Annotated in this window: 16 protein-coding genes; 9 read left to right on the forward strand and 7 right to left on the reverse strand. The window is 68.6% G+C overall.

Going from position 1 to position 15,346, the window contains the following annotated elements; all coding sequences use genetic code 11:
* Window positions 1-8: 8 nt before the first annotated feature.
* Window positions 9-695, reverse strand: a complete 687-nt coding sequence (locus CU254_RS30225) for a GNAT family N-acetyltransferase (protein ID WP_037715275.1) — start codon at window positions 693-695, stop codon at window positions 9-11.
* Between the two features lie 149 nt (window positions 696-844).
* On the opposite strand from CU254_RS30225, the gene CU254_RS30230 reads away from it, so the two are divergent.
* Both CU254_RS30230 and CU254_RS30235 read left to right on the forward strand, forming a co-directional pair.
* Window positions 845-1,567 (forward strand): VOC family protein, encoded by a 723-nt coding sequence (locus CU254_RS30230; protein WP_009082241.1) that lies wholly within the window; start codon window positions 845-847, stop codon window positions 1,565-1,567.
* Window positions 1,568-1,588: 21 nt separating this feature from the next.
* Window positions 1,589-2,077, forward strand: coding sequence for a GNAT family N-acetyltransferase (locus CU254_RS30235; protein WP_009082243.1), 489 nt, complete (start codon window positions 1,589-1,591; stop codon window positions 2,075-2,077).
* A 7-nt stretch (window positions 2,078-2,084) separates the two neighbouring features.
* On the opposite strand, the gene CU254_RS30240 is transcribed toward CU254_RS30235, so the two are convergent.
* Window positions 2,085-2,516, reverse strand: coding sequence for an Lrp/AsnC family transcriptional regulator (locus tag CU254_RS30240; RefSeq protein ID WP_037715277.1), 432 nt, complete (start codon window positions 2,514-2,516; stop codon window positions 2,085-2,087).
* A gap of 161 nt (window positions 2,517-2,677) precedes the next feature.
* On the opposite strand from CU254_RS30240, the gene pdhA reads away from it, so the two are divergent.
* The 3 genes from pdhA to CU254_RS30255 are packed head-to-tail and all read left to right on the forward strand — an operon-like array spanning window position 2,678 to window position 6,038.
* Complete coding sequence (gene pdhA / locus CU254_RS30245) at window positions 2,678-3,778, forward strand: pyruvate dehydrogenase (acetyl-transferring) E1 component subunit alpha (protein ID WP_009082246.1); 1,101 nt, start codon at window positions 2,678-2,680, stop codon at window positions 3,776-3,778.
* Complete coding sequence (locus tag CU254_RS30250; protein WP_037715279.1) at window positions 3,775-4,791, forward strand: alpha-ketoacid dehydrogenase subunit beta; 1,017 nt, start codon at window positions 3,775-3,777, stop codon at window positions 4,789-4,791. Before pdhA ends, CU254_RS30250 begins: the two co-directional genes overlap by 4 nt.
* On the forward strand, window positions 4,791-6,038 hold the full coding sequence (locus tag CU254_RS30255) for a dihydrolipoamide acetyltransferase family protein (protein ID WP_009082249.1): 1,248 nt from the start codon (window positions 4,791-4,793) through the stop codon (window positions 6,036-6,038). The genes CU254_RS30250 and CU254_RS30255 overlap by 1 nt, the downstream gene beginning before the upstream one ends.
* A gap of 6 nt (window positions 6,039-6,044) precedes the next feature.
* Here the strand turns inward: CU254_RS30255 and CU254_RS30260 are convergent, their stop codons facing one another.
* The 5 genes from CU254_RS30260 to CU254_RS30275 form a co-directional block, all read right to left on the reverse strand.
* Complete coding sequence (locus CU254_RS30260) at window positions 6,045-7,313, reverse strand: glycosyltransferase family 2 protein (protein WP_009082251.1); 1,269 nt, start codon at window positions 7,311-7,313, stop codon at window positions 6,045-6,047.
* A complete protein-coding gene (locus CU254_RS43335; protein ID WP_158688118.1) occupies window positions 7,310-7,483 on the reverse strand; it encodes a hypothetical protein in 174 nt (57 codons plus the stop codon). Before CU254_RS43335 ends, CU254_RS30260 begins: the two co-directional genes overlap by 4 nt.
* 22 nt (window positions 7,484-7,505) lie before the next feature.
* Window positions 7,506-9,188, reverse strand: a complete 1,683-nt coding sequence (locus CU254_RS30265) for a DUF2334 domain-containing protein (protein WP_037715282.1) — start codon at window positions 9,186-9,188, stop codon at window positions 7,506-7,508.
* Window positions 9,185-10,378, reverse strand: coding sequence for a non-hydrolyzing UDP-N-acetylglucosamine 2-epimerase (wecB, locus tag CU254_RS30270; protein ID WP_037715284.1), 1,194 nt, complete (start codon window positions 10,376-10,378; stop codon window positions 9,185-9,187). The genes CU254_RS30265 and wecB overlap by 4 nt, the downstream gene beginning before the upstream one ends.
* A gap of 368 nt (window positions 10,379-10,746) precedes the next feature.
* Window positions 10,747-11,232, reverse strand: a complete 486-nt coding sequence (locus CU254_RS30275; RefSeq protein WP_037715286.1) for a carboxymuconolactone decarboxylase family protein — start codon at window positions 11,230-11,232, stop codon at window positions 10,747-10,749.
* A gap of 46 nt (window positions 11,233-11,278) precedes the next feature.
* Between CU254_RS30275 and CU254_RS30280 the strand changes: the two genes are divergently transcribed.
* The 4 genes from CU254_RS30280 (at window position 11,279) to CU254_RS30295 (ending at window position 15,211) form a co-directional block, all read left to right on the forward strand.
* Window positions 11,279-12,676, forward strand: a complete 1,398-nt coding sequence (locus CU254_RS30280; RefSeq protein WP_009082263.1) for a PLP-dependent aminotransferase family protein — start codon at window positions 11,279-11,281, stop codon at window positions 12,674-12,676.
* Window positions 12,677-12,755: 79 nt separating this feature from the next.
* The gene (locus CU254_RS30285; RefSeq protein WP_009082264.1) at window positions 12,756-12,932 is read left to right on the forward strand and encodes a CsbD family protein; all 177 of its coding nucleotides are present in this window, start codon (window positions 12,756-12,758) and stop codon (window positions 12,930-12,932) included.
* A gap of 116 nt (window positions 12,933-13,048) precedes the next feature.
* On the forward strand, window positions 13,049-13,657 hold the full coding sequence (locus CU254_RS30290) for a TetR family transcriptional regulator (protein ID WP_009082265.1): 609 nt from the start codon (window positions 13,049-13,051) through the stop codon (window positions 13,655-13,657).
* Window positions 13,658-13,675: 18 nt separating this feature from the next.
* On the forward strand, window positions 13,676-15,211 hold the full coding sequence (locus tag CU254_RS30295) for an FAD-dependent monooxygenase (protein ID WP_009082267.1): 1,536 nt from the start codon (window positions 13,676-13,678) through the stop codon (window positions 15,209-15,211).
* The last annotated feature ends 135 nt before the right edge of the window (window positions 15,212-15,346 follow it).

Here is a 15,346-nt window from a genome sequence, read left to right on the forward strand (position 1 = left end):
GCCGCCGATTACCGCGAAGGAGCCCGATAAGCGCCGAACTGCATCGAGCGAGCAAGCCGGAACCCGAGCTTCTCGTACAACCGAATCGCGCCGGTGTTCGTCCCGGCGGCGTGGAGGAACGGCCGTTCCCCGCGGTCCCGGATCCCGGCGGCCACCGCCAGCACCAGGCGGGCCGCCAACCCCTGTCCTTGGAACGCCGGGTCCGTGCACACCGCGCTGATCTCCGTCCAGCCCGGCGGGTGCATCCGCTCGCCCGCCATCGCCACCAGCGCGCCGTCGCGGCGGATGCCCAGGTAAGTGCCGAAGGCGATCGTCCGGGGCAGGAACGGGCCGGGCTTCGTCCGCGACACCAGGTCGAGCATCTCCGGCACGTCCGCCTCGGTCAGGCGCACCGCCTCCGGGTCGGCGACTGCCGGGGCGGCGGATCCGTCCATCTGCACGCCGGCGATCTCGGCCTCGACCGTCCAGTCCGCGGGCGGCGGCGTTCCGACGCGGCCGACCACGACCGTCGACGCGCCCGGCCCGACGAGGTCGGCGATGTCGTCCCACACGCGGTCGTCCGGCTGGTCCGGCACGGCGAGGAACGGAGAGACGTCCACCGGATACCGCAGCACCTGCCCCTTCTGCTCCGCGAACGACGCGTGCGGGCCGCTCAACGCGGCCCAAGCGGGGTTTTCGAGCGGGGACGTGCTCATTCTCGCCTGCCATTCCAATCCGGGGTGCCCGTCCAGAATGCGTGGCCCGCACCCACCCCGGCCACCATCTCCCACATGCTGAGCGGCCGAGGACGGCAGCTGTCCGCGATCCGCCCTAGCGTCGCGCCATCACCGACGAAGGGACCCCGATGAGCACCGTCGACCGCAACCAGCCGCTCGGCACCCCGACCTGGATCGACCTCGCCGTACCGGACCTCGATCGCGCGCGACGCTTCTACGGCGCCGTCCTCGGCTGGACTTTCGACGGCAACCACTGCCTGCTACGTGACCTCCCGGTCGCTGGCCTGCGCCAAGCAGCCGACCCTCGAGCAGGCTGGACCGTTTACTTCGCCACCGACGACTGCGACCGCACCGCCAAAGCCGTCATCGCCGCAGGTGGCAAGCTCCTCGATCGACCCCACGACGACGGCGAGCACGCCCGCGCCGCCGTCGCGGAAGACCCGACCGGCGCACGATTCGGGCTCTGGCAAGGCCGCGGACTCCCCGGTGCCCGGCTCGTCAACGAACCCAGCACCCTGATGCGCAACGACCTCGTCACGCCCGCGCCCCAGCCAGCGCGCGATTTCTATTGCGAGGTCTTCGCCTTCACCCTGGACGGCAACGACGACCTGCCCGGCGTCGACTTCACCTTCCTTCGCCGCCCGGACGGCCACGAAATCGGCGGCGTCCTCGGCGATCCGTCCGCCAAAACACCGGCGTGGGGCACCTTGTTCCTCTCCACGGACGCCGACGCAGCCGGGGCCCGGGCGGTCGAGCACGGCGGCGAGATCGTCGAAGCACAGGACAGCCCGTACGGCCGCATGGTGACCGTCAAAGATCCGTTCGGCGCGGAATTCGTCCTCGGCTCCTGAACCCGGTGCTAAACAGGACAGGTGGACCTCGAAACCCTCCCCGGCGCGACCCTGCTTCCCGCGACCCCTGACGACGCCGCCGAGCTGATGGTGCTCCAGCGGTGCTGCTGGGTTCAGGAAGCCCTGCTCAACAACACCCTGGAGCATCCCGCGCTGACTGAAGACCTCGCCGAGGTCCGCGAGTCGATCAAGACCTGGCGCAGTTGGGTCGTCCGGCAGGGACACCGGCTGGTCGGAGCGGTCCGCGCCCGCGCCACCGAGGACAACGGCTGGGAGATCGGCCGCTTGATGGTCGCGCCGGATCTCGCCGGACGCGGCCTCGGCCGGCTGCTCCTCGAACACGCCGAGCGGCACGCGCCGCCGGAGACGAAGCAGTTCGTCCTTTTCACCGGCGCGTCCAGCGAGCGCAACATCGCCCTCTACGAACGGGCCGGGTACCGCCGCGCGCCGATGCCGTTCGAAGCGGCCGGCGTCTACCAGCTCGCGGTCTACCTGGTCAAAGCGGCCTGACCAGGGCTCACAACTCGTCGAAGACCAGCACGGTGTGCGTCGAGAGCACGTCCGGCATGTTCTGCAACCGCTCGAACACCAAGTCCCGCAGGCTGTCCGCGTCGCGGGTCCGCACGAACAGGATCAGGTCGTTGTCCCCGGACACCAGGCCGCCGTGTTCGATTTCCGGGATGTGCTTGAGTTCCGCGCTCACCGTGCGCCACGAGTTCTGCGTGACTTTCAAGTACACGTACGCCGCCAGGCCCTGCCCCATCCGGCGCGGATCGGTGACGGCCGCGTACCCGGTGATCACTCCCTCGCGGTGCAGCCGCTCCACGCGCGTGTAGCAACCGGCCCGCGAAATATGCGCACGTTCGGCGAGCGCGCGCATCGAAGCGCGGCCGTCTTTCTTCAGCTCGGCGATCAGTTTCAGGTCGACCTCGTCCAGCGCCGCTGCCATTTGTCCACCAGGCTGGGACATCCGCGCCACCTCGCAAGCCAATCGTCCAACGCACCCGCCTCAATGAAGCCATCATTCCACAGTTCCCCGGCAAGTCTGGATCCCTGATCGGCCGACAGCGAATATCAGGGCCTACTCGTCTTCGTCGATGGGAGCTGTCGGTGACCACCACGGAACGCACTGCCGCGTCCTACTTCCTGCCCAGCGACGAGCCGCTCGGCCTCGTGACCGCCGACGGCACGCCGACGCCCGACCCGGCGCTCGCGATGCCCGCGGACGACGTCCTCCTCCGCCTCTACCGCGGCATGGTTTCCGGCCGCCGTTTCGACACCCAGGCCACCGCGCTCACCAAACAGGGCCGGCTCGCGGTGTACCCGTCGGCGCGCGGGCAGGAGGCTGCCGAGATCGGCTCGATCCTCGCGCTTCGCCCGCAGGACTGGCTTTTCCCGACCTACCGCGACTCGATGGCCGTCGTGGCGCGCGGCGTCGATCCGGTCGAGGTGCTCACGCTGCTGCGCGGCGACTGGCACTGCGGCTACGACCCATACCGCGCCAACGTCGCCCCGCAGTGCACGCCGCTCGCCACCAACACGCTGCACGCGGTCGGCTTCGCGCACGCTGCGCGGGTGAAGGGCGAAGACACGGTCTCGCTCGTTCTCGTCGGCGACGGTGCCACCAGTGAAGGCGACACGCATGAAGCGCTGAACTTCGCCGCTGTCTGGAAGGCACCGGTGGTCTTCCTCGTACAGAACAACGGCTATGCCATCAGCGTCCCGCTCGAGAAGCAGACCGCCGCGCCTTCGCTCGCGTACAAGGGTGTCGGATACGGCATGCCGTCCGTACTCGTTGACGGCAACGACGCTGCCGCCGTACACGCTGTCGTCGAGCAGGCAGTTGCGCGCGCTGCAGCCGGCGAAGGACCGACGCTCATCGAAGCGGTCACCTATCGCATGGAGTCGCACACCAACGCCGACGACGCGACGCGCTACCGCGAGAAGGCCGAAGTGGAGCAGTGGCTCACGCGCGACCCGATCAGCCGCCTCAAGCAGTACCTCACCGACCGCGGCCTTCTCGACGACAAGGCGCAGCAAGAGATCGACGCCCGCGCCGAGGAGGAAGCAGCGGCGCTGCGCGAGCGGATGAACGTCGACACCGAGCTGGACCCGGCGGATCTCTTCCGGCACGTCTACGCCGAACCGACCGCCGCGTTGCGGCAGCAGGCCGCCGAACTGGCGCACGAGAACACCGAGGACCAGGCATGACCGCCACTCTGGACACGACGCTGTCCCTCGCCGGCGCGCTCAACCGCGCCCTCGCCGACGCACTCGCCGAGGACGAGCGCGTGCTCATCTTCGGCGAGGACGTCGGCACGCTCGGCGGCGTCTTCCGCGTCACCGACGGACTCGCCGCGCGCTTCGGCGACACGCGCGTCTTCGACTCCCCGCTCGCCGAATCGGGCATCGTCGGCACCGCGATCGGGATGGCGATGAACGGCCTGCGCCCGGTGATCGAGATGCAGTTCGACGCGTTCGCCTACCCCGCGTTCGAGCAGATCACCAGCCACCTCGCCAAACTCCGCAACCGCACCAAGGGCCAGGTCGAACTGCCCGTGGTGATCCGCGTGCCCTACGGCGGCGGCATCGGCGGCGTCGAGCACCACTGCGACTCGTCCGAGGTCTACTACACGCACACGGCCGGTCTGCGCGTCGTCACCCCGGCCACGCCGGACGACGCGTACACCCTGCTGCGCGAAGCGATCGACAGCCCGGACCCGGTCATTTTCCTCGAGCCCAAGCGCCGGTACTGGGAAAAGGGAACCGTTGACCCGCAACGCCGTTCGCCCGGCCTCGACAAAGCGGTGATTCGCCGCGAAGGCACCGACGTCACCCTCATTTCCTACGGCGGCGCACTCGGCACGACTCTCGAAGCCGCGGAAGCCGCCGCCGAAGAGGGCTACAGCGCCGAGGTAATCGATCTGCGCAGCCTCGCGCCATTCGATCTGGAAACGGTCGCCGCGTCGGTGCGCCGCACCGGTCGCGCGGTCGTGGTGCACGAGGCGAGCCGATTCTGCGGTTACGGCGCCGAGGTCGCCGCGCAGCTGTCCGAGCATTGTTTCCATTACCTGGAAGCGCCGGTCCTGCGGGTCGCCGGCTTCGACATTCCTTATCCCGCACCGAATCTGGAACAGCACCACCTGCCGGGCGTCGACCGGATCCTGGACGCGATCGAACGCCTCCAGTGGGACGACGCGGCACCGCTCGACGGGGAGAAGTGATGGCCGTCTTCAAGCTGCCGGACCTCGGCGAAGGCCTGACCGAGGCGGAGATCGTCGCGTGGCACGTCGCGGTCGGCGACACCGTCACCGTGGACCAGACCGTCGTGGAAGTCGAAACCGCGAAGGCGAGCGTCGAGGTCCCGGTGCCGTTCGCGGGCCGAGTCGCGACCTTGCACGGCGCGCCCGGCGAGGTACTGACCGTCGGCAGCCCATTGATCACTGTGGACAGTGCCGCGGACTTCACCGAACCCGGCGTTGTCACTCCGGAAGGCAGCGGCAACGTCCTGATCGGTTACGGCACCAGCCAAACCCGCACCCGGCGGGCAAGGCGTCCGCGCGGCACTAAGGCACCTGCATCGGCACCGGCCGCCGCGGCAGCACCAAAGTCCACTTCGGACCGCGTCCGCGTGGTATCCCCACTGGTCCGCCGCCTCGCCCGCGAGTCCGGAGTGGACCTTCACGCACTCACCGGAACCGGCACCGACGGCATCGTGAGCCGCGCCGACGTAGAGCGCGCGATCGCCGCCACCGAGACCCCAGTGACCCCGGCGACAACGCCGGACGAGCAACGAATCCCTTTACGCGGACTACGGAAAACCGTCGCTGACAAACTCGCCCGCTCCCGCCGCGAGATCCCCGAGGCGACCGTCTGGGTGGATGTCGACGCGACCGAACTGCTGCGGCTGCGCACCGCGCTCAACAGCGATCCGCACGCACCGAAGATCAGCCTGCTCGCGCTCATCGGCCGGTTCGCCGTCGCGGGCCTGCGCCGGTTCCCCGAGCTGAACGCGCACCTGGAAGGCGACGAGATCGTCATCCCGTCCGCCGTGCACCTCGGCTTCGCCGCGCAGACTGATCGCGGCCTGGTCGTCCCGGTGGTCCAGAACGCGCACCAGCACCCCCTCGAAGACCTCTCCGCCGCGCTCGCCGACCGCACCGAGCAGGCCCGCGCCGGACGTCTCGCACCGGCCGATCTCACCGGCGGCACGTTCACCGTGAACAACTACGGCGTGTTCGGAGTGGACGGTTCGGCCGCCATCATCAACTACCCCGAGGTGGCGATCCTCGGCGTCGGCCGGATCATCGACCGGCCGTGGATCGTGGACGGCCAGGTCACCGCCCGCAAGATCACCGAGCTGACGCTGGCGTTCGACCACCGCGTCTGCGACGGCGGCACCGCGGGCGGGTTCCTCCGTTTCGTCGCCGACTGCATCGAAAACCCCGTACGGCTGCTTCGCACACTCTGAGGACGGTCAGGCTGGCAACTCGGCCAGCCTTTCCGTTTTCGCCCACACGTTCCGCTTCAACACGATCCGGAACACTGCCCGCCACGTCGCCAGCACGCCGAGCAGCAGGAACGCCGGGTAACACAGTCCGGCCAGCAACGCCCGGCGCAAGGGTTCGTCGCGCAGCCGGACAAAGTAGACGATCGCCCACATGATTCCAGGCAGCAGCAACGCGGCGAGCCACCACGCCACCGCCTGCGACAGGTTCCCGGTCTCCGCGACCAGACCGCCGAACGAGTTCCCGGTCAGCAACGCTACCGGCACAATCACCAGCAGCGCCGCGGCCAGCAACGACAGCGGAACCGTCAGCCACGGCACGACGAGATAGACCAGGAAATCGAACAACCCGGTACCGGCAATGAAGCGCGAGGTCGCGAGACTGCGCAAATGCCGGGAGCACTGGAGATTTCCCTGCGCCCAGCGGGTCCGCTGCCGCAGCAGACGCCGCGTGTCCTCCAGCCCCTGCTGGGTCACCCAAGCCCGCTGCGTGTACCGGATCCGCACCCCGGCCAAGTGCAACCGCAGGCCCAATTCAAGATCCTCGACCAGACAGTCGCTCCACGGAGCCGGCGCGAACTTCCGTAGCACCGACAGTCGCGTGAACTGCCCGTTTCCGCCCATCCCGACGCTGCCGAGCACATCGCGCAACGACTGCGAAGCATCCGCGATCGCGCCAAACTCCAAGTCCTGCAACAAGGCCAGCAACCGGTGTCTATTGTGGATCCTAACGCGACACTGCACCGCACCGACGCCCCGGCTGCGCAGCATCGCCGCCACTTCCGCAAGCAGCCCCGCACTACCGCGCCCGTCACCGTCAATGATGCCCACGACGGTCTGCGACACCGTGCCCTCTCGCTCGGCAATGGCGTCGATGTAGCGATAACCCGCGTTCAGCGCTTCGCCCTTGCCCTGCCGCGCCTGCGGCAAGTCACGCCGCAAAACATGCAGGCGATCATCGGCAATGCCCGCGACGATTTCCGGCGTGGCGTCATCGGATCCGTCATCGATGACCAGCACTCGCACCGGCGTTTCCGGAGTGCCCAGCCGTAATGCGTTCCGCACCGTGTTGGCGATAACGCGTTCTTCGTTCAGCGCCGGAATGACAATCCAGAACAGCAACGGGCGCGACGATCGTTCTGCCGCGGGCCGAGGCGCGCGCCAGGCGAAGGCCGCCAGCACCAGGTTGTGCACCGGCCACCAGCACAGCAGCAGCACGAACCACCACGGCTGCGTCATGCCGCGTGCCGGCCCCGGGAACCGCTGGCACGCAGCCGAACCGAACGGACGGTGAACGCCATCGCGACGAACCCGACCACGGACAGGACAACCCACAGCACGCCGTGGAACGGCGCGACACCGATCGCGGCGGCGGAAACGACCGCAGGAGCGACCCGGGTGACAGACATTTCTTTTCCTTCCAGAAGAAACTCAAGCAGCAACGGCAGCCGGAGACACGAAGCGATAGCCGAGACCTTCGATGCCTTCGACCACCTTCTTGAGATCGCCGATGCCAAGAAACGGGTGATAGTAGAAACTGACGACACTGTCGGTCACCACGCGATGGGTTTTCGCGTCGGCCAGGATGTCGTCGGCGGTGCGGGCAGCGTGCTGGTTGAACTTGGCTGGAGCCACGTTCCCGACGTTCTCCGGAACCACGACAGTCCCGTAGACGTCGCGCACCGGGTACGGGAAGAACTGGCCGTATACCTCGCGATACGACACGTCAGTCCGTCCACATTGGCCACCATCGCACTGTCCGGCGTAGTAGCTGCCCCGGTCGTACCGCGTCGGGAAGATCCGGCCGGCCTCCTGATAGTCCACAGCGGACCCGCCGTAATGCGGAAACTCGAACGCGTCCGGCCGCGGCAACCCGACCCGGTCGAACTCGGCGAGACCGGTCGCGATCCGACCGCGGAACCACTCCGGTGAATCCTCCGGAACCGGGCCGCTGAGCCGTACGTTGTCCTGATGGTCGACGGTTGCGCGGTAGAACTCGTAATCCGCGCCGCTGGTTCCCGAGTACGGGTTCGCCGTATCGCCGGACTGGTGACTGTAGCCGTGCATCACCAAGGTTCCGCCCCGGGACAGGGCATCCCGCAGTGCCGCAACGAGTTCCGGACTGTCCACCAGTCGCGCGAACGTCGGCTTGCCGCCATTCGCTTCCCCGCGCGGATCCGCGTAATACGGGTACACCGCCAGCGAGAACGGCACCCCGTGCCCGCTGAGGTAGTCGGTGATCGCCCGGACTTCAGCAGGCGGCGTGCGCGGACCAATGTCCTCGATCCGCACGAGCGCACGACGACGTTCCGGAGCGTCCGGCGCGAGCACGCCGAGGAGAATGTCCGCAGCCGCCAGGTAACGGTCACCCGCACCGACATAGGAATACGGCACTTCGGCAAGGTAGGTGAATGATCCACTGTGGACCGCCCACGGCGATGCCACGTCCTCGGCAGACTTCGCCTGCGCCAACACCTTCGCCTTGGGCGAGGTCACCCGCACTCCCACGACATCGACACCAGCATTGGGGTCGCGCCGCAGGTCAGTGTCCCGATAGGACACTGTCGTGACTTTGTCCTCCCAGAACGGAGCCCACGTCCAACCCCATTTCCCGGCGAGCGACGGAGTGTGGTCGAACAGCTGCCAGATGTTGCTGCCCATCCACACCACCGGCAACCGGGTCCGGCTCAGGTCCTCCAGCAGCGCGGGCGGCAACTGCGCGTCATAGACCGTGCCGACATACACCACCGCCTGGTACTCGTTCAGCTCGCCGCTTCGGTAATCCGCGGCGGGCAGCATTCGCCAAGCGGTGGAGCGGGAAACCAGGTTCGCCGTCTGGATCGCGTTGGCCTGGGCCTCCTCGGCGACCTGCGTCGCGGGCGGACTCGGCCGCAACCGCCGCCCGTCGTCGAAGAGCACCAACGTGCGCCGGTCGTTCCGCCCACCGGGACCGGCCAGGCCGATCTTCGGCTGCCGCAGAACCGGTTCGATCGGAGAAGCCGCTTCCGAGCCGGTGCCGTCGTCCGAGGCCACCACGACGATCCCGCCCACCAGGCTGACCACCGCGACCACAATGATCCCGAGTCGCAACCACGCCGGGAAACGGTGGTTCACTGCACGACCTCAGCCTGCTCCGGGACAAATGGCTCCGGTGCTTCCGCGGTCAAGCCGAGCAACCGGGCCACCGCTTGTTCGGTGCGCGCCGCGGCCCGGCCGTCGCCGAACGGATTGGCGCGCGTGCTCATCGCCGCCCGCTGGGCCGGATCGCTCAGCAATCTCGACGCTGTGTCCACGATGAGGTCGGTGTCCGTGCCGACGAGCAGCGCACAACCGGCGTTGACGGCTTCCATCCGTTCCGTCGTGTCCCGGAGCACCAGCACCGGCACCTTGAACGTGGGCGCTTCCTCTTGAATACCACCGGAATCGGACAGCACGAGCGAACTCGCCGCGATCGCCGCCGCGGTCTGTTCGTACGGCAACGCCGGAGTGAGCACCGCGCGCGGGTGGTCGGCCAGCGCTTCGAGCACCGCCTCCTGCACCGCCGGGTTCGGGTGCATCGGCAGCAGCACGCGCACGTCCGGATGCCGCGCCAGCAGAGTGTCCACAGCGGACAGAATGCGCGTCAGCGGCTCGCCCCAGGACTCGCGACGATGTGCGGTCACCAGAACCAACCGGCACTCGCCGCGCGTCGCCGACTCGACCACGTCGGCGACCGCACTGTCGGCAAAGGACACTCCGCGGTCGGTGACCCGGGAAATCGCGTCCACCACAGTGTTTCCGGTGACCAGAAGAACGCTGTCGTCGATGCTCTCCGCACGCAGATTCTGCGCGGCCGCCGGAGTCGGGGCCAGGTGCAGGCTCGCAGCCTGGGTAACGAGCCGCCGATTCAGCTCCTCCGGGAACGGCGACTGTAAATCGAACGAGCGCAGCCCGGCTTCCAGGTGCACCACGGGAATTTTGCGCCAGAACGCGACCAGCGCACCGGCCACAGTGGACGTCGTGTCGCCCTGCACGAGCACTGCCGCGGGCGGGCGCTGCGCAGCGAGCGCGTCGAGACCGGTGACGAGCTGCGAGAACAGCTCAGGCTGGCCGCCGTCGACCCGATTCAGGGCGAGCCGCAAATCCGGGGCCAGCGAGAACGCGGCGAGCACCTGGTCGACCAGCTCCGGATGCTGCCCGGTCGCGACGAGCACCGGCTCCAGCCGTCCGGCTCGGCGCATCTCCTGCACGACCGGCGCCATTTTGATCGCCTCCGGCCGGGTGCCGGCGATCAGCCAGACCACCGGTGCGTCACCCCGGGTCATCACGGAACTCCATTTCAGCGAGAGCGGACGCGATCCGAAACTTTCTCAGGATCGCGCCGACCACGCTAACTACGGTTCCCGGCCCCGGCCTCACCCTCGCGGGTAAAACTCACCGTCAGTAGTCGCCGTCACAAGCCGTCAAGAAGACACCAAACCCCTGTTACCTGGCACTTAAATATCCTCTTGCCCCGCGATAACCGCGTGCACCAGGCGGCGCCGATACGCTAGGTAATCACGCTGCATCGGTTAAGTGACCGAACACGGAAAAGGGTGCCCGAAACTGCGGGCACCCTTTTTTCCCTTCCGCGGTCAAACCGACGGTATGGCCCGCCCGCGATCCTGCTCACACAGCGGTCCAGACCACTGGCTCAGTGCTTCCCCGGAACGTATTCGCCGGGCACCATCCGCGTCGTGACCGCGAACCGGTTCCACGCGTTGATCACCGTGATCGTCGCGATCAGCTGAGCCAATTCGGCTTCCTCGAACTGCTCGGCCGCGCGAGCGAAGACCTCATCGGGCACGAAGCCGTCGGTGAGCACGGTGACCGCTTCGGTCAGCTCCAGCGCGGCGACCTCCTTCGCGGTGTAGAAGTGCTTCGACTCCTGCCACGCGGAGAGCTGGATGATCCGCTCAGTCGTCTCGCCCGCGGCCAACGCGTCCTTCGAGTGCATGTCGATGCAGAAGGCACAGTGATTGAGCTGCGATGCCCGGATCAACACCAGGTGCCGCAGCGTCGGGTCGAGGCCGTGCCGGGTCGCGGCGTCGAGACGGATCATCGCCTTGTACGCCTCGGGGGCCAGTTCGGCCATCGTGAGCCGGGGCGGTTGCACCGGAAGTCGTTCAGTAGTGGTCATAGTTTCGACACTACGAGCGATTGGCACTCTGTTATGGTCCATTTCCGTGCGCGCGGAGTGGGCCAGTTCGCTGAGTGAAGACCTCCACCTCGACCTGCGCGGGCCTCGCCTGCGCGACGGCCTGATGGAGGCCCTGCGCGACGCCATCCGCACCGGACGACTCTCACCGGGCGCGAAACTGCCGTCCAGCCGGACGCTTGGCGCGGATCTCGGAATCGCGCGGAACACCGTGGCGCAAGCGTATGCGGAACTGGTCGCCGAAGGCTGGCTCACCGCCCGGCAAGGCGGGGCAACCCGGGTTGCCCCGCGCGCTGAGATCGCGCCCGCCCCGGCCGTGCCGAAGCCTGCGTCGCGCCACCGGATCGTGCACGACCTTCGCCCCGGCCAACCCGACCTGTCCGCGTTTCCGCGCGCAGACTGGCTTAAAGCCGCGCGCCGCGCCCTGACCGACGCGCCCGACGACGCGTTCGGCTACGGCGGTCCGTACGGCCGTCCAGAGTTACGCGAAGCCGTCGCCGCGTACCTCGCCCGTACGCGCGGCGTACGCGCGCACCCGGACCAGATCATGCTCTCGACAGGTACGTCGCACAGTCTCATCGTGCTCGCTGAAGTACTGAAGCAACGTGAAACCCGAGCAGTCGCCGTCGAGTCGTACGGTCTGCAGGTACATCGCGCGCATCTCGCCAAAGTCGGCCTAGCCACCCCGCAGTTGCCCGTGGACGCCGACGGCGCGCGGGTCGAGCGCCTCAACGACCTGTCCGACGTCGGCGCGGTACTGCTGACGCCGTCGCACCAGTTCCCCACCGGCGTCGCCCTGCATCCGGATCGCCGCGCGGCGGTGGTGGACTGGGCGCGCCGGACCGGCGGACTGGTGCTGGAGGACGACTACGACGGCGAGTTCCGTTACGACCGCAGCCCGGTCGGCGCGATGCAGGGTCTCGACCCGGAGCACGTGATTTACCTTGGCACCACAAGCAAAGCGCTCGCGCCGGGCGTACGGCTGGGCTGGATGGCGCTGCCGCCGCGGATCGCCAGGGAAGCCGCGGAGGTCAAGGGGGAACGCGACCCGTTCTCCGGCGTGCTCGACCAGCTCACCATGGCCGAATTCATCACTTCGGGTAGTTACGACCGGCACATCCGCGCGATGCGGCTGCATTACCGCCGCCGGCGCGACCAGCTCGTCGCGGCGCTGGCCGAACACGCGCCGAACACACGGGTGACCGGCCTGTCCGCCGGCTTGCAGGTGCTCGTGGACGTCCCGTCCGGCGAGGAAGACGCGGTGGTGCAGGGGTCCGCGTGGCAAGGGCTGGCCATGCACGGACTCGGTGCGTTCCGGCATCCCGAGGCACCCGCGGACCGCGACGCGCTGGTGATCGGCTTCAGCACCCCGTCGGCGAGCGCGTGGTCGGGCGCGCTGGCGGCGCTGTGCCGGGTGCTGCCCTAGCCGGCCGTGCGCATGAGCGCGTTTGGCACCCGGCAGAGCGGGTAGCCGAAGTGCGAGGCACGAGAAGGGAGGACCCATCGTGAACGACAAAGCCGAGAACAAGGCCGAAGAGCTCAAGGGTCGCGCCAAGGAAGCCGTCGGCAACGCCACGGACAACGAGCAGTGGCAGGCCGAAGGCAAGGCGGAGCAGGGCAAGGGCAACCTGAAGCAGGCTGCCGAGAAGGTGAAGGACGCCTTCAAGAGCACCAAGGACTGACCGGAGACGGCAGCGCAGAAGCCCGGGGCGAACGTGCCCCGGGCTTCTTCTTGTCCCTAAACTTGCGCAACGCGCAAAGTTTGCGTGTCACGCAAGCAGCGCGCTATGGTGGTTTCATGACCGAGCGACCGAACCTGCGAGACCGCCGCCGCCAAGAGACCCGGATCGACATCTCCTGGGCGGCGATCCGGCTCACAGTCGAGCGCGGTCTGTCGAACGTGACAATCGAGGACATCGCCCGCGAAGCGGGAGTTTCGCCGCGCACCGTCAACAACTACTTCTCCAGCAAAGCCGAAGCGATCGTCGCGCGACACCAGGACCGGGCTCGCGGAATCGCCGATCACCTCCGCGAACGCCCGGCGTCGGAGCCGCTGTGGACCGCGCTGCGGGAGGCGTCGCTCATGCAGCTCGACGCCGACCGCGGCACTTCGCCCGGCAGCGGCAACGATCCACAATGGACGGCCGGGGTCCAGGTCATGATCGCCGAACCCGCGCTGGCGGGCGAATTCCTCAAAGCCAATGTCGCGGCCGAAGAAGCACTGGCCGAGGCGATCGCGGAACGCCTCGGCGCGGACGTCCACGATCTCCGCGTCCAGCTCACCGCCACCACCGCCGGCGGCGTGCTGCGCGCAGTCATCCAGGAATGGCTGCGCGCCGACCCGCCCGCCGACATGACCGTCATCGTGCACCGGGCGTTCGACACCCTCGCCGAGGTGCTTCCCTGATCCCGCAAGGAGATCCCCATGTCCGAAATCGTCATCGCGGGCGCCGGGCCGAACGGCCTGATGCTCGCCGCCGAACTCTGCCTCGCCGGGGTCCGCCCCGTCGTCCTGGAGCGGCTCGCCGAACCTGACGGCGTGCGCCGCGCCAACGGTCTCGTCGGCCAAGTCGTGCCGCTGCTGCACCGGCGCGGGCTGTTCGAGAGACTCGCCGGAATCCCCGAACCCACGCCCGTGCCGCAGTTCGCCTTCGGCGCGTTCCCGGTCGAATTCGCCGACCTGCCCCGAAATCCGATGTACATCCTGCCGAAGCCGCAGCACGAGCTGGAGCAGATGCTGATCGAGCACGTCCGCGCGCTCGGCGCCGATCTCCGCCGCGGGCACGAAATCACCGGCTTCGCCCAGGACGAGAACTCGGTGACCGTACGGGTGCAGGGACCCGAAGGGCCCTACGAGATCGCCGCTCAGTACCTAGTCGGCGCGGACGGCGGACGCAGCACGGTGCGCAAGCTCGCCGGGATCGATTTCCCCGGCGTCACGTGGGACGAAACGGTGTCCCGCAGCGCGAATGTCCGCCTGCCGCAATCCTTTGTCGATCCGGTGACCGGCGGGCTGAAGCTGGAGACCGGAGTTCTCGCGCCGTTCCAGCACCACCGCACGGAAACCGGGGTGTTCGTGTTCGCGCCGTTCGACCCGGCGAACCCGACGCTGTCGGTCAGCGAACACAGCGGCGCCGCCGATTTCGCCGACGACGATCCGTTGACGATGGAAGAACTGCGCGCGAGCGTCCGACGGGTCCTCGGGGTCGACCTTCCCCTCGAACCGCCGTCCGGCCCCGGCCCGTTCCTGCTCCGCAGGCTGAGCGGCGGCAACACCCGGATCGCCGAAACGTACCGGCGCGGCCGGATCCTGCTGGTCGGCGACGCGGCCCACGTCCATTCCGCGATCGGCGGTCCCGGGCTCAACCTCGGGCTGCAGGACGCGGCGAACCTGGCGTGGAAGCTCGCCGCGGAGGTGCAGGGCTGGGCTCCGCCGGGACTCCTCGACAGCTACGAGGCCGAACGCCGCCCGGTGAGCGAACGCGTCGTGATGCACACCCAGGCGCAGAGCGCGCTCGTCGCGCCCGGGCCGGAAGTGACCGCACTGCGCGAACTCTTCGGCGAACTGCTCGCCTCCCCGGACGCGCGGCAGCACGTCGCCGACCTGATGTCCGGCGCGGACATCCACTACGGCACCGACCCGAACAGCGGCCGCTGGGCTCCCGACCTGCCGCTTGCCGATCCGGCCCCGCTGACCGCCGCGTACCAGGCCGCGCGCCCGGTACTGCTGGACCTGACGCCCGGTGCCGTCCTCGCCGACACGGCCGCGCCCTGGGCGGACCGGGTGACCACCGTGTCCACCACCGCCACTGGCGACGCACCCACGGCGCTGCTCATCCGCCCGGACGGTTACGTCGCCTGGTCCTCCACCGACGCCGAGCCAGACGTCGAGGAACTTCGGGCCGCTCTCACCCGGTGGTTCGGCGCCCCGGTCCGGTCGGCCGTGTCGTCGCCATGCTGACGCCCGCGGCGCGGGTGCGTGCCTGGCCCGCCCTGTACGAAGCCGCGCCCCCGGCATTACCTGCACGCCATGGTTCGGCGAGCCGGTCAGGTCAGCCGCGTCGCCACACTGACCCGCGCGGCCCGACTCGACCCC

It is taken from the genome of Amycolatopsis sp. AA4 (genome assembly GCF_002796545.1).
In the GTDB taxonomy this organism is placed as follows: Bacteria; Actinomycetota; Actinomycetes; order Mycobacteriales; family Pseudonocardiaceae; genus Amycolatopsis.